Annotated in this window: 17 protein-coding genes; 15 read left to right on the forward strand and 2 right to left on the reverse strand. The window is 42.0% G+C overall.

All coding sequences use genetic code 11. The features are described 5' to 3' along the window. The first annotated feature begins 182 nt into the window (after positions 1-182). The 12 genes from PGLA_RS02990 (at position 183) to PGLA_RS03050 (ending at position 16605) form a co-directional block, all read left to right on the forward strand. Positions 183-3572: a tubulin-like doman-containing protein gene (locus PGLA_RS02990; protein ID WP_068528478.1), complete on the forward strand. Its 3390-nt coding sequence runs from the start codon at positions 183-185 to the stop codon at positions 3570-3572. A 2-nt stretch (positions 3573-3574) separates the two neighbouring features. After that, on the forward strand, positions 3575-6097 hold the full coding sequence (locus PGLA_RS02995) for a transcription initiation factor TFIID (protein WP_068528480.1): 2523 nt from the start codon (positions 3575-3577) through the stop codon (positions 6095-6097). 40 nt (positions 6098-6137) lie between these two features. Next, positions 6138-7412, forward strand: coding sequence for a vWA domain-containing protein (locus PGLA_RS03000; protein ID WP_068528481.1), 1275 nt, complete (start codon positions 6138-6140; stop codon positions 7410-7412). A gap of 20 nt (positions 7413-7432) precedes the next feature. Next, complete coding sequence (locus PGLA_RS03005; protein ID WP_068528484.1) at positions 7433-8068, forward strand: beta-mannanase; 636 nt, start codon at positions 7433-7435, stop codon at positions 8066-8068. 97 nt (positions 8069-8165) lie between these two features. Further along, complete coding sequence (locus PGLA_RS03010) at positions 8166-8420, forward strand: hypothetical protein (protein ID WP_068528487.1); 255 nt, start codon at positions 8166-8168, stop codon at positions 8418-8420. A 97-nt stretch (positions 8421-8517) separates the two neighbouring features. After that, positions 8518-9777, forward strand: a complete 1260-nt coding sequence (locus tag PGLA_RS03015; RefSeq protein WP_068528491.1) for a hypothetical protein — start codon at positions 8518-8520, stop codon at positions 9775-9777. Further along, positions 9777-12935, forward strand: coding sequence for a GAP1-N2 domain-containing protein (locus tag PGLA_RS03020; protein WP_068528494.1), 3159 nt, complete (start codon positions 9777-9779; stop codon positions 12933-12935). Before PGLA_RS03015 ends, PGLA_RS03020 begins: the two co-directional genes overlap by 1 nt. Before the next feature lie 112 nt (positions 12936-13047). Then, positions 13048-13566, forward strand: coding sequence for a peptide-methionine (S)-S-oxide reductase MsrA (msrA, locus tag PGLA_RS03025; protein ID WP_068528496.1), 519 nt, complete (start codon positions 13048-13050; stop codon positions 13564-13566). A 125-nt stretch (positions 13567-13691) separates the two neighbouring features. Beyond that, positions 13692-14180, forward strand: coding sequence for a hypothetical protein (locus PGLA_RS03030; protein ID WP_068528499.1), 489 nt, complete (start codon positions 13692-13694; stop codon positions 14178-14180). A 151-nt stretch (positions 14181-14331) separates the two neighbouring features. Continuing rightward, complete coding sequence (locus tag PGLA_RS03035) at positions 14332-14835, forward strand: hypothetical protein (protein WP_068528502.1); 504 nt, start codon at positions 14332-14334, stop codon at positions 14833-14835. Positions 14836-15028: 193 nt separating this feature from the next. Then, positions 15029-15445 (forward strand): hypothetical protein, encoded by a 417-nt coding sequence (locus tag PGLA_RS03040; protein ID WP_068528505.1) that lies wholly within the window; start codon positions 15029-15031, stop codon positions 15443-15445. Positions 15446-16302: 857 nt separating this feature from the next. Beyond that, a complete protein-coding gene (locus PGLA_RS03050) occupies positions 16303-16605 on the forward strand; it encodes a hypothetical protein (RefSeq protein ID WP_068528511.1) in 303 nt (100 codons plus the stop codon). Positions 16606-16786: 181 nt separating this feature from the next. Here the strand turns inward: PGLA_RS03050 and PGLA_RS28735 are convergent, their stop codons facing one another. Both PGLA_RS28735 and PGLA_RS28740 read right to left on the reverse strand, forming a co-directional pair. Further along, positions 16787-17233 (reverse strand): transposase, encoded by a 447-nt coding sequence (locus PGLA_RS28735; protein WP_245699681.1) that lies wholly within the window; start codon positions 17231-17233, stop codon positions 16787-16789. Next, entirely contained in the window at positions 17230-17994 is a 765-nt protein-coding gene (locus PGLA_RS28740) for an IS110 family transposase (protein WP_245699682.1), read from the reverse strand. Before PGLA_RS28740 ends, PGLA_RS28735 begins: the two co-directional genes overlap by 4 nt. A 482-nt stretch (positions 17995-18476) precedes the next feature. On the opposite strand from PGLA_RS28740, the gene PGLA_RS03060 reads away from it, so the two are divergent. The 3 genes from PGLA_RS03060 to PGLA_RS03070 all read left to right on the forward strand — a co-directional run bounded on the left by PGLA_RS03060 (position 18477) and on the right by PGLA_RS03070 (position 21025). Continuing rightward, the gene (locus PGLA_RS03060; protein WP_068528514.1) at positions 18477-18818 is read left to right on the forward strand and encodes a DUF3139 domain-containing protein; all 342 of its coding nucleotides are present in this window, start codon (positions 18477-18479) and stop codon (positions 18816-18818) included. Positions 18819-19181: 363 nt separating this feature from the next. Continuing rightward, on the forward strand, positions 19182-20003 hold the full coding sequence (locus PGLA_RS03065) for a hypothetical protein (RefSeq protein ID WP_211269491.1): 822 nt from the start codon (positions 19182-19184) through the stop codon (positions 20001-20003). A gap of 686 nt (positions 20004-20689) precedes the next feature. Continuing rightward, a complete protein-coding gene (locus tag PGLA_RS03070; RefSeq protein WP_068528521.1) occupies positions 20690-21025 on the forward strand; it encodes a DUF4181 domain-containing protein in 336 nt (111 codons plus the stop codon). Positions 21026-21325: the final 300 nt, after the last annotated feature.

Below are 21325 nucleotides of genomic sequence, written 5' to 3' on the forward strand. Positions count from 1 at the left end.
GCATAAAAATAAAGAATGCTTACGAAGCCGAGTGCTGCTTCGTGAAATCAAGATAATGCTTACGAAGTTAGCTTTACTTTGTAAAGCTAAGATAATGCTTACGAAGTTAGCTTTACTTCGTAAAACTAAGATAATGCTTACGAAGCTAGTTTTACTTCGTAAAACTTTTAGGAGGAACAACAATGAAACCAGTAGTTAGAGAACATATTCAACAATTAGATGTTTCATTAGGCGGAGGGATTGTTAGCGATAAGATTCGCGTAGATACGATAGATAATCCGATCCTTATTATTGGACTTGGGGGTACGGGGATTGATGCGTTACTACGGCTGAAATATCAGATTAATCGCAGATTTAAGCTACCAGAAGATCCGTTGTCCAAGAAGAAACGTGATAAACCGGATAATGTGGAGTTTCTAGCTTTTGAGACGAATGAACAGGACCGTGGTAAGAAGTACAAAGGTGTAGGACTCGATCCTATCAATGAATTTGTATTGCTCTCCAACGCGGAGATCGGTGGACTGCTACAGAATCGTAGTGTGCTTGAACCGTATATTACCGATTGGTTATCACCTGAGATGAGTATTACGGATGGGATGAATGGGGCTGCTGGGGTTCGCCAAGCAGGTCGATTACTGTTATTCACGAAGATCAATCAAGTCGTACAGGCCATCGACAAGAAGATTAAGACGTTGTCTGTCGGCACCAACAAGAAACTTATGGTGTTCATGCTTACGGGATTAGCTGGGGGTACAGGAAGCGGTTGTTTCTTGGATATCGCGTACATTGTACGAGGTATTATTGAGCGCGACCATGGTTCGGCGGGGGTTGACCGTGTGAACACACTCGGGTATTTGTTTACACCGGATATTAACTTATCCAACAAGAGCCTGAGTGAACATACGCGTGAATATATTAAGAAAAATGGTTATGCCGCACTTAAAGAACTTGATTATTGGATGAATGTAGATAGTCGAGGTGAACGATTCCAACAACGGTATGGGAATATTTTGACGGTAAACTCACCACTTCCACCGTTTAACCTATGTCATCTGATCTCGGCAACGAATACCGAAGGCAAGTTACTGGAGAATGCCTACGACTACTGTATGAACGTAACAGCTGAGAACATTACGAACTTCATGGCCAGTGAAGAGAAAGCTTCAGGCGAAGAATTCGCTATTCATGACTATATAAGCAATATTAGTACGAATATCGCACAGATGAACAAGATGTATCCAGCTAACTATGATTATAATATTATCGGTGCTTCATCCGCTGTGTTACCGATTGAAGAGATGACGACGTACTTGGCATTCCGGTTATTTGGCAAAATGGAGAAGATGTTCGAGAAGGCTCCAAGTCAGGATGAAGTCGAGACCTTTGCCCGTAAGCTGGGGATTGATCTAGACACAATGGTGAAGACCTTTGAATCTCGTGTGCCAGAGCCACTACCAGGATTTGAGAATAGTGAGCGTTTAAGCTATAGCAATGTGGTGAAGAATCAGGTTATTAGTATGGATACGGAGCTTGAACAGAATTTCTTGGCACGTGCTCGAGAAGAGTACATTAAAGCGAAGAAGCAGTTGCCAGGTGAGATTGTAGGACAGTTCACGGAGCAGATCCGTCGTATATTCCTTCATCCTGAACAAGGACCATTCTTTGTATCACGCCTTATTTATACAGAAAAAGGATTCAGTTTGCTCAAAATGCTACTCTCCTATATCGAGACACTTCGTGAGAACTTACACCGTATCCCACGCGATATTGAAGCAGCAAGAGAGCAAGCTAATGAGAGACTTGGAGATGCCAAGAGCGCATTCGTCTCTAAAGATAAGAAGAAGAACATTTATATCGAAGCTAAGATTAATGAATACTGGCTGCAAGCTGATGTGGAACGTACAGAGCAGATGATTGAGTTCTATGAAGATCTTCATGAACTCTTGAACAATGAGAATACACGCATTTATAACGTATATACAGAAATTTTGAACGCATTGAATGCTATTTTTGAGAAGAATGGTGAAATCCTGATTGAGGGTGACGAACAGTCTGATCATAAAGGTAATAAAACATACTATTGGAATCTTGTGAGTGTGCCAGACATTTCGAAAGTCATTGGAAAAATGATGGAAAGTAAGGACGTGGATGATCTCATTCGTGACTTTACACTCGAACTTCTGAATCATTCGAATCAATGGGTGAGGGAACAAGAAGTAGATATTGTAAGCTCTATTTCAGAATTCCTTGGAGATAAATTCGGCGATTTGATCACGCAGTCGATGGAAGACTTCTTGATCATGAAATTCGGCCATGAAGAATCTATCGAGAAATTTGTTGAACGTAATATCGCAAGTAAGCTAGATGAGGAAGCCGTACCTGTATTCCATTTAAGTAATAGTTCTGGCAACTTATATTTCCCTTCTTGGGGATTTGTGTCCGTCCCTGTTGGGGCGCCGAGCATTCTCAAAGGAATTCGTAACTATCAGGACAATTCCGTTGGGAAGTCCCATTTCACTATAAAAGAGAGTCAAGTGAAGAACCGTATTTTCTGGTTGAATACAAAGAATGGTGTGCCGTTGTTCGTCTACACGCCACTTAAAGTCTATGAAGAAAGTTATGAACGAACCATTCTAGATAAAGAGGGTATCGGGCGCCACTTGGTACAGACAGACAAAGCGAACTGGACGTATCTACCTTCGCCAATTCCAGAGAGATCTTGGGGCGAGACGTATATGAACACACGTGTTCAGTCCTATAATGCTCGTGTTCGTAATGAATTCGTTAAGGCATTGTCTTTGAAGGTTATCATGGAGAAAGACATCGATCAGAATACAAGTAACCGATTTACTGTTGTGATGACGCAGCCTTTCAGTCTGGCCGAATACCTTCGTGGATACGATCTACAGTTGGATTCACCTAAGCCGAATCTTGGAGAAGTGAAGCGTGCGTTGAACGAGTTGAAACGCCTTCTGTCACAGGGACTTGAGAAAGTATCTAACAAGGATATCTTCGGTAGTATTTCTGAAGACATGGCCAAAGAGAACTTGATTCGCTCACCTGAATTAATTACACGTGTTCGAGAAGAATTAGCTAAGTACGATAAAATTAGTGCCAAAGCTACTGAATTCGAACTATTGCTCGACCAGCACCAAGTCGAAGAGAAATGGTTTGATCAATTTATTGAAGCGCTATACACGGAGACGATTACGAAAAAAGGTGCGCTCTATGTCTATGATCGCGACCCTGAGGAAGAATCGTGGGAACCTTTCGCTAACCTGATGAAGAGTCAGAATTATGTGGAGTTCGAGGTGTTCGGGCATTTCCTTGGACTAGAGGAGAAGAGTAAGAGCACATTGCTACGTAAATCAGCACGTCGTGGTACGGAACTAACAGCATCAGAAGACATCACATCACTAGTAGCGAAGCTAGATGAGTTGTATGAAACGTTTCTGAATGGTCGAGATCAATTGGAATATGAGAAGATTGAACTGGCGAATGGAGAAGAAACGTATCAATTCTACAAGCAGATGTTGTCTAAATTAAACGATATTCGTAGAAAGTTGAAATAATCATGAAGGAACTACTGGAAAAGTTCGCCACGGAATATGCCATTGCGGAAGAGAAGCTCGATGGAAGAGATGACGACCAGAGTAGCATTCATTATCCTGCTGTGTTTGTATTCATTGGTGATAAAGTGTCAGATGCGATTGAACCGATCATGGGGATTCATGATAAGAAATGGGACAATAGCGCCGGTGTGATGTACGTTCACGTGGCTTCTGAAGGCGGGGGAGGGAATGACAATCCCCTGAACCCTTCGAGTGACTATTTAACGAATCGCACATCCAATCATTCTGGATCTCATACGGGATCTAATCGTGATGGTAAGGTGACTCATCCCCGTCTTCATCGGTTCGAACTACCACGTCCGACAGAGGCGAGTGGAAATACAAGCACAGGTGCAAGTACAGGTGCAAGTACAGGTACAGCTACAAGTACAACAACAAGTGGTGCCAAGAGCTTGCGTAAAGATCTTTATACTAGCTTTTATGAGAATGAACGCCATCTATTCGAGCTGAATCGGGCTCTACGGCAGGTTAGTCATAACATATCCGATTTCGGAAGAATGTACTCCTCCTTCGACCGAATCCATCTTACTTTCATTACGCGGGTCGATGACCCGCTTAATGTCTTCTTACCGGAAATATCACTCCTAGCCAAATCCATCTTTAGCCAGTCTTTTAAGTCTGTGCAGATGGATTTGTATGGGTTAATCAGTGAGAAGGAAGTAGAAGCCTTTGGATATAGTCATTCTGTTGGGGTTGCGTTTCTTCGTGAGCTAGAACATATGCAACAGAGCGATTATACGTTCACGGCGAATCTTCATGTGACGGAGGACGGCATATCGATTCCTGTAACTCATGCCCCGTCTCCACTCTTTGAACTGGCATATTTATTGTCGGATAAGAATGAACGTGGGATTTCTTTGTATGATAATATGCAGGACAACTACGAGATTATTTGCCACGTTAATCTACTGAAGAACCGTAAGCGGAAAGATGTTCAGCAGCAATCGAGCAATCGGAACTACAATAACATGTCTTTTAAAAGTAACATCAAGTCAGAATCGGGTCGGGAAGGGTTCGTATCTGCGGGTTTCTCCAAAGTAAAACGGCCCAATCAGTCGATTGCGCTGACGGTACTGTACCACTTCTATCGACAGATGATTACTCGCATGAAGACAGGCGTACAGTTAACCAATAAAGGGAAACTGGCTTTCTTCGGTATTGATCCACAAGCGATCTCCAATCGGGTGAAGGCGATGATGCCAGATGAAGATAAGATTGAAGAGATGACGGGTATTATGATGCATCAGACGAGCTTCAATGCATTGAAACGTTTGTCGCTTCAAGAAGCAGAGCATGAACTCTATGGTGAGGGTTGCGAGATTTATTTCCGAGATAATTATGTAAGGGAAATTCAAGCGCGGTTAGACCATGTTAAGATAGGCGATGAATTGTCTCTAGCCGTCAAGAAGCAGATGCTTGATCGTCCGGAGATTGGGTTCTTCCAAGTCGCAGAGTGGAGCGATGAGTTAGATCAATCGGGAAGTGTGATGAGCGATTTACGAAGTACCATTCGTGAAACTTCGAACGAACTAGAATCAGCCAAAGCTGAGCTTGCGCAATGTTACCTTAGCATTGTAGAGGAACAATCTTTCTCGCGTCTTCCTTTGATGGATAAGCATAACCTACGCAGTTTTATCAGGTATTTACTCGATACGGTGTATCGAAGAAAGCGCCACATTCTACAACTTGAGACGGAACTTAAACTTCATCAGCGAGTGGAAGCCGAGCTAAACCACATGCATAAACATTATAGACAACAAGTGGAACAGATGGAGAGATTAGAAGGGACGCTACGTGATGCGGCTCTTGAAAGTATTCGTACAGCAGACGATTACATCGGGCAAAATATTATGGAATATTATGAAGTCGTGACTGAGGATGTTGTACGTGACATTGAGGCGAAACGAGGCACGTCCGTCTTCTTCGAGGAACGATACCTGGGGAGCGTGACGGAGCTTTTAGATGCTGGAGTGGTTCATTTAGTCGAGAAACTGGTTCACATCTGCCGCAACAATATCCTTACAGCAGAGCCATTTGCTCAGACGTTCGAAGAGGAATTACTACGCCGTGCCAATGTAACGATAGATTATAGTAACAAACAAGTATTATCGAAGGATGATTTATTCAAGAAATTGTATCGAACTTTGGAAGAGCATGCGGCGATTAACGTGCGGTTATTGGATTACACGCAGGAACATCGCTATGAGGAGAAATACTTCTTCGGGGACGCAGAGAGCGAATTCATTCGCTACTCTCTTGGTGCAGACGAGACATCACGTATCTACAAACTGGGTTATGTTCATGAGAAACGAAGTAGCGGCGTAGAGAAGTTGAATTTAATGGGTGGATTCCATATCGAAGACCTCATGTATTATCGGAATGGTAAAATGTATTATGAGACGTACCTACAGAATGGGTATGAATTCCACGGTCTAGATCCTAGCCTATTGTCCGAGCTTCGCTAATAAGACGTACGTTAATCCATTTTAGAAGGGATGTTTAAAGATGCAACGCAAAGTAAATCTACTGATGCTGTTGTTCAGCGTTATTGGTGGTGCCATTGGTTGTGTAATAGGAGAAGTACTATTGAGTCGCCTATACGGAGAATTACCGAGTATTGTGGTGGTGGGCTTATATATTGGGGTCGTTGCGTTATGTATTGTTCTCATGTGCCTCATTGCCGAAATGATCGATCCACGATTGAATGGTCCTTCATGGAGACAACGTTATGTAGGAACGTCATGGAAGTTACTTGTTCCTGCATCGTTAGTTATGTTATTCATGGTAGGAATAATACTTGAACTACTATACGGGCTGAATGTGGGTTCGGTTAAGCCTGTAAAAGATATTGTACTCGTAATCGATAATTCCGGGAGCATGCGGGAGACGGATCCGAAGGACGAACGTTATCAAGCGGCCAAAAGTCTTATTGGACAAATGGATAGCGATAAGCGAGTAGCTGTCGTTGAGTTCAGTGACGATGCTAAATTGATTCAGCCGTTTATCGCGCTAAAAGATACTGAAACTAAAACCCAGGTATATAACACCATTGATACGCTTAAGGCGACAGATGGTGGAACGGAAATTGCTCGTGCACTTCAAGAATCAATGAAACATATTAACGATTACAAAGAGATTTCACGAGGGACGATGGTTATTCTTCTCTCTGACGGTTTTACTGAAGTAGATATGAATAGCATCTTAGCTGAATACGAGCAGCAAGGTATTATCATTAATGCGGTTGGCATGAGTTCGGTCAACTCAGAGGGTTCGAGATTACTCAATGACATTGCCAATCGAACACACGGTCAGTTTATCGATGTAGACAATGTAAGTAATCTTTCGTTCGCATTTCAACAGATATATGACAGAATCGGAAATCGTACGCTCTTAACAGAACGAACTGGTCCGATGCAGGATAGCACATACTATTCGGTGTTTCGAGTTATTGCAATCATGGCTATAGGAGCAGCGATCGGATTGTCACTTGGACTAGTGTTCGATAACCGCCATCTAGCACGGAGCTTTGGCATTGGTGGAAGCGTAGCTGGGTTAATTGCGGGGTTAGTGCTAGAATTTGGTTTAACAGGGCACACGATGAGTGATAGTATGATTCGCTTGTTAGCTTGTCTTATTATTGCGGGCATTATAGCACTCTTCACGTTAATCGTGCCGGTCAAAGAAAACGGTCGATTGCAAGAAGGTAGACATAGACCAGGGCATGCAGGTGTCATTACAGAAGGATATGAACGGAAAAAGGGCAGTAGTAAGGGATTTTAGTCGCAGGGGGCGAGTGAGGTATGCAATACATGCATGCGGACTTAAACACGCCAGTCATACGTGAGCTGGTACATCAAGTGGACGAAGATCGCTGTATTCTACGTTGGCATTGGCCCGATGGAATTCAGGCAGTCTACATACATCGCGCTCCAGCGGATCAAGCGCTGCTTGAGCAACCAGCAATCGATAGCCTAAAGTTGTATACGAGAGATGAGTATAAGGCTAACAATGGGTATCACGAACGGATGCAGGGTGTTGGTGGATGGATGTATATGGTGTTTGCTTATTGGAACGATGGTGGTGAACCCGTTCTCATTCTTCAGGAAGATGGGCAGAACCGTAAAATCATCAGCACAGGCAAATCACGGATTATATATGGCATTAAGCAGAAGCGTGGTCTGTTTCAAAAAAATAAAACGATCCAAATGAGGGTGACGACAGAAGTCCCCGTTGCCAAAGACGTTCTATGCTACGTTAGGAAACACGGCAGTAATCCAACCAATAAGTCAGATGGCACCGTGTATCCATTCGTGCAGCATTTCAACCCGGGCCAAACCATCCTACCCGCAATCGAGGTAGGCAAAAATGACTTCGTCCGTATATTCTTTACCGACGGCCCTACATACGGCCAGTTGTATGAGTTAATGCCGGAGTGAGCCGAGTTACCAATGTTAGAGAAGTAGGCAAAGTAAATGGAGTTATACACGAGTTAGCAAAGTAGTGAAGTAACCGAAGTGCCGGAATTGGCGAAGCATGAAGGTAAAGGCTTTAAAGGATATTGACGACGTAAGTTTTGAGAAAGAGTGCTTGCTGAGAATAATGGTTAATGCTGAGACGCAGCGAAGGGAACGGAATTGTTCTGTAGAAGCGGTAGCGCTCGCCTACAAGTTTTCCGTAGGAAAGCTACTTCGAAAGCATATGCTTGACCTCGGATTTCTACCGCTAAGAGCGGTACATAATCAGGAAATCCAACGGCAACAGCGATCGAAGAACAATCCGTACCCGTAGCGGTGATGTTTCGGCATTGTTTTCAAGTAGTTTTCGTAAACTTGGATTATGCTTACGAGGCGAGTTTTACTTTGTAAAACTTTTAGGAGGAGAACATATGGGGATTTTCGATATATTCAAAAAGAAACCACAGGCGGAACCTAAACCGCTGTTCTATGATATTGTGTGTCCGTTCTGTTTCGAGAAATTCACGCCAGAAGATGTCGTGTTCCGGGCCGCACATCATCGTGAAGATGATGAGAACTATGCGCTGGGAGAAGATGATGAGCTGAACAGATACCGTGAGCGATTCGGGCTTGATACGGTAGATGACATTGAAGCGATCATCCACCCTACGGATATTCCAGAAGAACATCGGATATATTCGGATAACGTGCTTATCGGGCTGAACGACCGTTATGGTGTTCTTACCCGCAGAAGATTATGCCCGAAATGCCATAATGAGTTGCCAGTTACTTCTGGTAAAGTGCCGAGCAACATCATCTCGATCGTCGGTGCATCTCAAGTAGGGAAGTCGGTGTATATGACGGCTTTGATCCATACGCTACAAAATACGACAGCGGACAATTTCGATGCGGCTTGTATGCCACTGAATGCAGAGATCAGTCGTAAGTTCCGTACGATGTACGAAGAACCGTTGTTCGAACGTGGCGATCTGCTAGCTTCTACGCAGAAAGAGAAGATGCAAGAGCCGTTTATTTTCCAGTTCGTATTTAAGGATGAGAGTAAGCCACCGCTTACGCTTGTGTTCTTCGATGTAGCGGGCGAAGGCATGGTCGATCAGGATTATCTAGGTCTGCATGGACAGCATATCAAGAATTCAGCCGGCATTCTTTTCATGGTCGATCCACTACAAATACGTTCGATCCGAGAGAAGATTCGGATTAAATATGGCGATTCTGAAGGTGGATGGGTGTCCCAATATGATGAACCACGTGATGTGGTACTCACGATGTTCGGTGACTTCATTGCCTATGAAGATAAAGGGAAGACAGATATACCGACCGCTGTCGTGTTGACGAAGAGTGACATGCTTCATTCGTTGAAGGACGAAGAGGGCGAATATATTAAGTCGAATAGTAATGTTTTTAACAATATGGTGCATCGCAAATCGCTTAACTTGACTGAATTCGAGAATATCGACGGGGAAATTCGCCATTTCATAGAGAAGGTGGATCGACCGTTTAAAGGAACGATGGATGTGTATTTCTCCAATACAGCTTATTTCGCGGTGTCGGCACTGGGGAGTAATCCTGTTGACCAGAAGTTACAAGGCGTTGCAAGCCCGATTCGGGTGGATGAACCGTTCATTTGGCTACTGTATCAACTAATGTATATTGAGGGGAGCGAGGAATAGTGGAGAACACGACTCCCCAACCCATTCAGCAGCAGCTATATACACGGGAGCGGCGCGGGATTTTTCGATCAACGGAAGGTTTCGATACGATCGGAAGATCGAAGGGGTTAGATCATTCTTTTATCAAAAAAACGCTCCATCCGTTCTGCGCATACGATGCACCGGCTGAACTGTTAGCACGTGGTGAGAAGGATACGGCGGTCTATCCCGATGCGCTGCATCTCTATCATACGGATAACGATCAGACAGTCATTGGACGTAGTGTGTACCAATCGGCAGATTTCACGGGACTTCGGAGTGCTTTTTTTACACATAATTATGTCATTCCTAGAGAACGTTCTGAAGAAGTGATTACGAATTATGCTGCATGGCTTCATGCGGATTTCGTTGAGACTTATGATATTGAACAAGGCGTGGATCTACCTGAGCTGAATGCAGTGCCTAGCAAGGGTGTTACAAGACCAATAGATGCAGCTAGCGTTCTGGCGAGTCTGAATATGGATGAGAAGATGTTCAAGCAACTGTTATTTGCGGTGATGACGGCAGTTACGGGTAAGAAAAAGGTATATATCGCGCTTGATGTACCTGCCGAACAGATATCGGCCTATGCGAAGCAATTGCTCGAAGTGTTGTATGGTAGTATGCCGTATGCTTTCCGTAAGCTACTTGGGTTCTTAACCTATGCGAATGAGCCTCAGAGTAAAAAAGGGATTCATGTCATGTTCGTCGAGAGAGGTAGTCTTCGCCCAGGGGACCGAAATGTTGAGAAGGATTTTGCCTTTGATCTTGTATCGAAGCGGGTTGGGAATGTAGATGTTGATCCTTCGAAACAGCCTTACTTGGATTTCGCTTGGAGTAATCTAGGTCGCCCAGATCGAGCAGAGCGGTTCTATCAATTCGCTGAAGAGATGTTGGCGGATATGGATATGATGCGTAGAACAGCCCTTTCTAGCTACAACGATCTGTCTGTCTTTTATCAGATTGAAGAAGGCAACGAAACGTTGTTTGATGACAATAAGACCTCAGTGCTGCGCGGCATATTGGATTACATAACGACGCCCGAAGCCATATCGAGTAAAGTGCGGTTGAATGATATTTTCCTCGCTCGGTTTGATCAGGAATTTGATCTTATTAAGCAGGGACAAATACCAGAGCTTGTGATCGTGGAAGTCTTCAAGGATTACTACAGTATTTGCGGTAAGAATAATGAGGGCAAAATTGTTACCTATCTCATGGTAGCAATCAGCCACGCGATATCTGCGAAACGCAAAGAGGTTGTTTCCTCTTTTTATAAGGTGATCGAGAGTAATCCAAGACTTAGTAAAGCATTCTTCGACATGGTCTTGAGTAGTGGGTTCGCGAAGCAACTTTTTGAACCATATATACTAGAGAAATTTACTTTGGCGCCTAAAGCTAAGGATGTCATGCAACTGGTTGGGGTATGGGGTAAGAATCATCCGAGTGTGACCCACAATGCTTATTTTGTAGACTTGGCGAAGGCTCAACTGTTGGAGAAACTCCGCAAGGAGTCTGATCCGGTAAGTGCTGTGAACGCGCTATTGGAGCAACAAGTGAAGCTTGAGCGGGATTGGGAAATTAAGCAGCCAGGTCCGGGTGTGACGATGCATGATTTTGCGATTATGGATCAACTTACTTATGCGGCGAACCTCTTTTTGTTAACGGAGTTAGATTTGGATAAGTTGACGAAAGATCAGTTATTAAACATTAAGTTTCTAAAAGAACCAAAAGAAGTGAAGACATGGGCGGCTAAATTCGATGCTCGCATTAAATCACAAGCAGCAGTTATGTTGGCGGCATATGCTTGGTTTAGCGATGATCACCCTGACGAGAATCTCTTTAATGGACTTAACCCGATGGAGTTAGATCGTGTACAACAGATGGGTTGTCAATGGTTGCAGAATCAGATTGAGCCTGAGCAATTCAGCCATTTGGCGCTCGCTTTCTATCAAGGTGGACAAGCTGGAGTCAATTACTCTGGACTGCTGAACTTTGTGCGGAGACATGCCAAGGACCAAGAAGTGATCTATCAATTCATCCAATGGTCTGCGGGACAGCAGATGTTCGCAGGAGAGCGAGGACTTATTCCAGCGTATGCTACAGCTATTATCTCTTATTTTAAAAATCATGATAGAGAAGCCTTTAAGAAAAAAGATTTGGTGAAGAAATATTTCCACGCTGCCAAACCTAAACTTAAACCCGTGTATGCCAAAGTTGAGATAGAACTATCTTCGCCTTTCGTTAAGTTCATTCGTCGTAATCGTAGACAACTGATGCGCACTTTCGTGTTTGCAGGATTCTTCCTTGTAGTCGTAGTCGGAGGCCTGTTCGGACTCCAAGCCATGGGCGTATTCGATAAAGAACCAGAGAAGATTGTTGCAGAGAATCCGACTCCTCCTGTGGTAGCAACACCTGAAGTCATCACGGATGAGATCGTGGTGTATGCAGAACCAATGACATCAGCGGAGGGTAAAGTAGAGGGTAGTAAGCTGGTCTTTCTAATGAGGGACGCAGGCACTTGTAAGGCTTTCGATGCTAGCAATATTACGCTTGGGTCAACGGATGGTAAAGAACCGGAGTTTCTGACAGGGCTCAAACCTGAAGTGAAGTGTGAAGTGGTAGCGCCTGATACAGATGTTAAGAGTAAAGATAAGACGGATAGTAGCGATGTACCTGGTGAAGGGGCGACAACCTTAGACGGTGCAGATGCTACTAAGAAAGATGATACAGTAGGTAAGGAATCTGGAGATACGAGCAAGGACGTTGATGTAGCTGGTAAGGGATCTGAAGATACAGGTAAGACAGATAAAGTAGCGGGTAAAGAAACCGAAGATACCAGTAAGAAGGATGGGACTGCGGGTAAGGACACCGAAGGCGAAATAACGGGTAAGGAATCTGATCCGACAAGTAAGGAAGTTGGTAAGACTGACGATGATACGGGGACGGATGGTACTTCGAACGCTGTGGACGGAACAACGGGAACTGGGACACCAACACCTACTAAGCCTACTCTAAATCTAGCGGATTATAAGAACTCGATTACGGTGATTTTACCGGATATGATGATGGACACATTGGCTGGTAAAGTTATTATGGTCGGCACACAATCGATCAGACTGATCGAGAAGCCTACGTTGTAGGGAGAGCGTGTGTGTTTAAGTCTTAGATGGATGGTTAGACTAGCCTAGATCAACAATATCTGGCATCCACTAATACTTTGCGTAGGTCAGACAACAGAGAGGAAGTGTGGACATGGAGCAAGCAACATTCGCTGGCGGATGCTTTTGGTGTATGGTCACACCTTTTGAGGAACAGCCCGGTATTCACGGCATCGTAGCGGGATATATCGGGGGAACAACGGTGAACCCAACCTATGAAGAGATCAAGACGGGAACGACGGGTCACTATGAAGCAGTCCAGATTACATTCGATCCTACTATTTTCCCTTATGAAAAGCTACTTGAACTCTACTGGCCACAAATCGATCCAACGGATGCAGATGGACAGTTCCAAGATAGAGGACCGCAGTATAAGACAGCGATCTTTTATCATAATGAAGAGCAACATGTAGCCGCACTCGCTTCTAAGGAGCAGGTTGCTGCTAGTGGTAGATTCACGGACCAGATCGTGACTGAGATTATCCCAGCTGTAACGTTCTACGAAGCAGAGGAATATCATCAGAACTATCACCATAAGAACCCGAAGCATTATAAGGAAGATCGGGAGCAGTCAGGGAGAGATCCTTTTATTGCGGAGTATTGGGGATCGTAAGTTTGATTAAAATGAGAGATTGATTGAAATGGTAGAGATGGAATTGTGGAAGTAAAGAAAGGCAGATTGCTCTAGTGAGCGATTTGTCTTTTTTTGTCTGAATTTGTGAGGTGGGGGTGGGAAATATGGAGTATAATGGGATGGCGAGGGTGAATGGCTACTCATCAGGTCAGAGGTTATGCTCTGAATACTATCCATGTGAAAAGGAGAATGAAATGAGATACCTGCAATTGCTAGTGATTATAATGATTTTTACATGTACAGCTTGTGATAGTGGTAACAAACCAATTGAACAGAAGGGAATTGAAGGGAGATGGGTAGTAACCAATGAAGAGGTAGATATAGAGGAATTCACTACTAACTATGGTCAGATACATGCTTGGGAATCGATGCGTGTTGAGCAACATTTAAAAGAGGGGATGTTTGTAGAGTTCTTATCGGATGGTACAGTGAAGTTTGAAGATATTTCAGGAAAGTATACTTTACATAGCCAAGATGGATACAATTACATAGATATAATAGGGGATGCTTCGGAATCAACTCATCCAATAGAATTGAGGTCCAATAAATTACAACTGGGTTTATTTATTTTAGAGCCGGTTACGCTGGATTAAACCTATGTATTTTGAGTTGAATTCAGGTGGGAGAAATACTATGAACCTAACCACATTGAGTTCTGCATTTATGGTATTACATAGTAGTAATAAGTCTTATCACAAATAAGTGATTCAGGATTAAATATTAAAAACAAAGGATGATAACAAGTTGAAATATTTAACTCTATTAGTATGTATTTTTCTTCTATCAGCATGTGCTAAATTCGAACCGATTACACAAGACGATATAAACAGTTATGGTGAACTAAATAAAATTAAAATCATCGATTACACTATTTTAGATGAACAATCTGCACTCATACTTGAAGTAGATGGTTCTGTTGCTCAGGTCTCTACGATTACAAAAAGAAAGAATAAATCTATAACACCAGTAGAATCAATGTCCGCTGCTTGGAATGAAGATGAAGAAGGGGTTTCGGTTGAGAGAGCTTTGGGGTATTTCTGTGTTGTTGTACATGATAAAGCCGTTGAGCATGATATGGATTTTGTTATTATTAATTATTTGGATGATAATGGAGTCCAAAAAGATCGATTTGATCTTAACGGTAAACAAGGTGTCTTAATAAAAATGGATCCTAAGTATGAAGGTGGAGGAATGGTTGCTATATATGGAAATGACGGATTTATTCAAGAAAAAATGTATTATCCATAGATTCACTTAATAGTTGGATTAGTTTGCATTATTAAGAAAGAAAAGATAGGACGTTATAGACTAAAGATTGATTCAGTCAGGGGGAGAATAATACCGCTACCATAGATACCCCATATATAGATGATATTAAACGAAATATGTCGCAGATATTACGTTATCTGAAAGAGCTTAATGATATGACGGGAGAATTTCATTGAAGAAATACATTTCACAAAATGAATTAGATCATTTTAGTTTTCATGATTGTGTAATTGATACAATTAATATTATGAATAATGAAATTATAATGGTATTAGAATCAATAGATGTTTTAGCGGAACATTCGTTGAATCCTTATGATGTTGCTAAGAATACAGATGCATGTACGATTAGATTTATAAATGTTGAGCAACACCGAGCTAAGATATATAAGGACAACTATGAAAGTGTCTTGCCATTAGTAGAAATGAATGATTCTGAAATTTTGAAATTTGATTATAAGAAAGTTAATAGAACAAATGAGTATATTATATTTGGTAGTGCCTCAAGTAAATATAATAATAATTTCTCGGAAATTATTATTATAGCGGAGAATGTAGAGCTAGGTTGGAACAAGTATGAGGACGATTAATGGTTCGTAGGGTGGCCAGATACATGTGAAAAATAATATCTATGAGGGTATTTCAAAGAAGAAGCTCCTTCAGATAACATAATATTTACGCTGCGGGCCTACGGCCCTTGATCTGCCAGATGTATTCTCATAGAAGAGGGTTCAGGCAGATACATTCACTCCCCTAAGATAAGAGCTATCTAAGGGGAGCGGACGTCGTAAATATACAAACGTTATCTGAAACCACCCAAACCCATATAAAACCTTAACAAGGATGTGAGTAACTTTGAACTCCAAAACCTACATTGAAATAATTAGGACGTCTCAATATACAAATATGTTGAGGAACTTTGAAGTAATTATTGATGATTTTCATATGGGAAAGATCGAAGACGGGGGTAAATTAAGAATAGAAGTAACTCCTGGAGAGCACGAGGTATATTTGAAGATTGATTGGTGTAGAAGCAATAAACTTCGGATTAGTTTAAATGAGAATGAACATATAGTGTTTAATTGTGGGTGTCCCATTCGTGGATGGAACTTGTTAAATCTGTTTATTATGCCTTACTATATTTTCTTCAATAAGAACAAATATTTATGCATTAATAGGATCGATGAGTAGGTATTTTCAATGAAGAGGTGGCATCAGATAACACCGTATCTACGCTGCGGGCCGTTCGGCCCTTGGTTCGCAAGAAGAGATATACTGAGAAGCGGAATCAGCTCACAACCCTGAGAGGCTAAGTCCGTCGGACTCGGTCACGTTGCTCCCTTAAGCCTCTCGGGTTCGTAGATACAAGAACGTTATCGAAAATCAATGCAAAATTAAAAGATCGATTCTAAACATGCGGACAGAATTGTCACGGAGGAATAAATACATGAAAACGGATGGGTGGATTCCTCTCGAAGAATTAAATGATAGTCAATATATTTGGGCAGGGACGAAAGTTAGATTGTATGGTGTCGGTCTAAATGTGAAGGATAAGGCTGAAGACTATTATGATTACTTATTATCATATATCTATGATAATAATGAATACTTACAATTAACTAACCTATCTCATGGCGAAGCAGGGAATATTATCTGTGTCATAAAAAAGGATCAACCAAACCAATATTCATTAGGTAGAACTCTAAAGGAAATGATGGGAATTAAAGATACTTATGTATTGTTTGAGTAAGCAACTGTTCAACTAAAGGGAAAAGTTAGTATATTCGAGGAAGGCACTGACATCCGATAAACCAGCTAATCAAAGTCAACTCTATCATGAAAAATATTTTTGTTAGGCACTAGAATGACATACTTAAACAAACCTACCCACTAGAGCAAGTTTTATTGGAAGTTAATTTCCAATTACGGGGTTAACCACATTTAAAAGCTTGATCAGACTTCCACATTCCAAAAATGATGCGTAAAAGCTTGTGAGAAGTAGCAACAATTGCGACTTTAGCAGGTTTGCCTTGGGCACGTTTTTGCTGATAAAATTGAAAGAGAATCGAATTTCTTGGGCCATGAATTTGCTTGGAAATAGCGCAAACGGTAGCCTGGTAAAGAGCTGTTCGAAGGTATGAAGAGCCCCGTTTAGAAATTCGATTCTTCTTGGATTTGAAGGTTCCTGATTCGTGAACAGCTGAGTCTAGCCCTGCAAAAGCTGTTAGCTGTTTAACGGATGGGAACCTTTTTATATCTCCGATTTCAGCGATCAGCATAGCAGCTGTTAGTGGTCCGACACCCGGAATCGTTCGAAGTAAATGATAGGTATCAATAGATTCAGCCATCGATTGCATGGTTTCCAAGAGATCATTCATACAGTCCTGATAGGTCTTAAGCAGTTGAATATAGTGCCTGAGAACAATTTTCTGGGCCTAATGGCATGAAGATCAGGGAGACTATTGTTAGCAATGTTAAGCAGTTCTTCTAGTTTGGATTCATTCCAAACTCGACCTCTACGATTGGAAAGGAGTACCGAAATGATCTCCTCATGATCTGCATCTAAGAGCTCTTTTGGAGTCGGATAGCGAGATAATAATTCAAGAGAAGTACGGTTGCAGACTTTGTGAAATGCCTTGTCGTACCCTGGGAAAAGAAGATCAAGAACAGCGCGAAAATGAAGCTGTGTCTCGCCATACAGGCCAGTCCAATGCTGATATTGGCGACAAATGACACGAAGCTGTTGAACAGGATCGCTTAGCTCTATTTGAGGCTGAGGAGATTGTAAGTAAAAGACTTGAGCAATGCGAATGGCATCGATAGGGTCTGTTTTTACCTTCCGAACAGCTTTTTGTTTCAGTTGATGGGTGAGTAACGGATTCAGAACAATGACGGAATAACCATACGAAGAAAAGAAAGAAGCGATAGGTTTGGAATAGTTGCCCGTGGCTTCTAAAACAACATGTGGATCATGACCTGTGGCTTCCTTCAACTGCTCCAAGATAGCTAGAAGTTGATGAAGCCCATCATTGGAATGTGAGAATGGAAAAGGTTTGTACATACATTCATGGTAGGAAAGAAAAGCAGCAGCAACACTCTTACCTTTAGCAACATCAATACTTAGAACAGGTAGATTCATATAACCTCCTTAATTTCACTGGGGCCAGCACTTTCGCTCTCCACAGGTTGGCACGGTGATTCGGGTTCTAGGACCCAACCAGCTGAATCGGGGTATGAACAAAAGGCGAGGGCTTACAACACTTTATACGACGGGATCTGTGTCCCAACAAAACATACGTTTTTCAGCCCAGTGTTTTCTCCAGTATAAAGAAAAAGTCCATCCCCGAACCAGTCGGGTATGAACTGAGAATACCAACATTACATTTCTGCGTCGTCGCTGACGCTCCTTGGTCGCCAAGAGAAATATCGAAGAGGTTAATTCAGGCGACACATTCGACCGGCTAAGTCTGACGACCCGGTGCTACGCACCTTAAGCCGCTCGAACGTCAGAAATGTGGGTACGTTATCCGAAACCTCTGAAAAATTGTAGTTAAGTAAACTCACAGAAGAAAATCAATTAAGACCAACAAACAAAAAAACTTAGAGGGAATGACTATTATAATGAATAAGAAAGCTATAATTATAGTAATCATAATAACTATTTTAGTAGTAACGCCGATAGTTTATGTTCAGGCAAATAAAATAATATATGCAAATAGAGTAACTAACTATCTATTAGAAGAACAAAAATATAGTAGAGAAGAAATAGAATCCGTTGAAGGAGTATGGGGTATTAAATTACCGTCATTTTTTTCGGTAGTCACTTTTAAAGATGAGCCCTATGTTGAATATATATATTTTGCACATAACGAAGTATTGCAGTTTGGTTACAGATTGACAGAAGAGGGAAAGGAAGAAGGTATTACAGAATCTGATTTGAAATATTATGATCCATTCGAATAGATTAATGTATTTCGAAGAGGACCGAGGCATCGGATAATAAAGTTTTTCAGCATCGTCGCTACCGCTCCTTGGTCGCCAAGAGGAATTTTCAGAGAAGTAGAATCAGGCGACACATCCAACCGGCTAAGTGGCGAAGCCACCGGATCTGTGGTCCTTAAGCCGATTGGACGTCAGAAATACACAACGTTAAGCGAAAGCACTTGGAAAAAGTAAAATGAGCAAGCAATAATGAATGAAAAGAAAAATATGTTTAAGAGCATGCAAGAGAAGTGAATCAACGAGGCTAAGCCTCCAGTACTTAAAAGAAGAAATAGCAATAAAAAAGAGTAGAACTAATAATAATCTTTGTCATTCATCGGGTTGATGACTAGAGAGAAAGAAGGAATGCATATGGGGCTTGATGCATATGTGAACTGTAATTGCATGAAAGAGGGAAAAGTTAAGTCTCCTCCCTTTGATATCGGCTTGCTGGAATGGACGGACGAGGGGATCGATTTATCGGACTCTACGGATGACGGAACTTACCATCTTTTTTTGAAATGGCGAGAACATGCCTGTGAGCATGAGGATTTTTACTACTACTATAATCGGGTCGCCAATATCGCTGGAGGGAACTTCTTTTTTGGAGTGATGGAGCGACTGGGACAGGAGAATTTTCCGTTATTAAATTCGATATGGGGGAATCCTCTTTCCGCCAGCCAGGCAGGCAAGGCTCTGAAGGAGCTGGATATTCTGGAATCCAGGGTAAGCGAACTCCAAGGAATTTTTCTTCTGGAATCTAAATCACAGGAGGAATATGCGAAGGCTCTGCCTGGCGACGACAGGTGGTTCTACTCCTCTGGAATTGAGTTTACTTATCGGCTGAATGACAGTGGATTCCGTATCGTAAACCAGAACAACTTAGAACTATTTCGGTCGATGGAATTCACGCAGGAGGTGGTCTGTTTGGAGAAAGATAGTCGAGTAGACCGGCTGGTGTGGTTTTGCGATTCTGAGACGGGAGGCGTTCATAAGTCAACTCATCCGTTGAGCAAAAAGATCTGGGGAGTCGAGGAACTCTATTATCCAATCTCTCTGCAAGTCGTTACAAGGGAGCTTAAATGCTCTGATCTTCCCTCAGCAGGAGTATTAAGGAAGTTGTTTGAGGCCTCCATTCAGACGGGTAATTCGATCATCTGGGCGTGAGCTACAGGCGGATCGAATCATAGTAGAACAAAAAATTATCTGAGGTAGTCGATTCGAGACAATACAGCCACAGGCAAAGGACATATTGGAAGTGATTCATGGAACTTGGTGAATCGCTGAAGATCATATTCACGCTGTGATCGTTAAGCCGATCCTGAAGAGACATTTAAGTTCAAATAGTCAAAAGTTTGAAAGAGCATACCGTGGAAGGGAATTCAAAGTGCAAAAGCCTCCGATATATTTAGAGTAGAGATATTTTTTAGTTCAAGAGACACTAAGTTCAGGAGAGAATAAGGTCAAGAACGAATATGGGATTACCCAATGAAGTCGGTGCCATCGCTTAACACTATATTCCCGCGGCGGACCCTACCGGGTCCTTGGTCGCCAAGAGGAATTTCAGGGAAGTGGATTCATGCGACACACCTACAGCCCTAAGTGGCGAAGCCATCCGGTCGTATCCGCTCCCTTAAGGGCTTCGGCGTCGGGAATATAAAACGTTAGATGAAATTATTGGGGATGTTAAACCTTAAAAATAGAGAAGGGCGGTGAAAACCATATTAGTTGAGATAGATTGCTATCCCAATCGAATGGTCCTTCGTTCAGAGAAAGGTAGTGAAAGAGAACTGAGAGATATGATCTAAAATTTTCTATAGAATAATAAATTTCAAAAGAAAGGGGGGTTAATTATGAATGCAATCGCTGTATTTGTGATGATACTCATTGTACTTCAGTACGCATTGTGCAAAGTAATATTAACGTCTGATCGTAAAATTAGCGAGACTGAAGTTGGTAAAGTCTATAATGGGATTTTAATTATTTTAGTAATACTTTTGATCGCTTCTATATTTTCAACACCAAGGGATGAGCCAAATCTAATTTTTGCTTTTTTGATCACATTCATGTGTGCTTATCGTGCCTTCATGGAATGGAAATATAATAAAGAGTCAAAAGGTTATATCGTTGAATTAGCTTTATTTATCGCTTCTATTTTATTTACTATTATTATTTTAGTTGTTGGCTAATGTATTAATTTAAGAGCCATTGAGAATGAAGGTTTATCATTTGTGGACTTCAGATTCATCATAAAGTGATAAAAAAAGTAGGAATACGAATTGATGTCGTGATCAATAAAGACACAGATAAAGACTAAATTTATAATCCGTATAACTAAAGAATTAGAGATAATTGCGGGAAAATTCACAGAAGTCAATAACTTCATCTAACATTTCATTACCACGGCGGTCGCTACGCTCCCTTGGTCACCAAGAGGAAGTCTCGTCGAAGTGATTTCAGGTGACACATCCAACCAGCTAAGTGGCGAA

It is taken from the genome of Paenibacillus glacialis, assembly GCF_001637205.1.
GTDB classification, from domain to species: Bacteria; Bacillota; Bacilli; order Paenibacillales; family Paenibacillaceae; genus Paenibacillus_AQ; species Paenibacillus_AQ glacialis.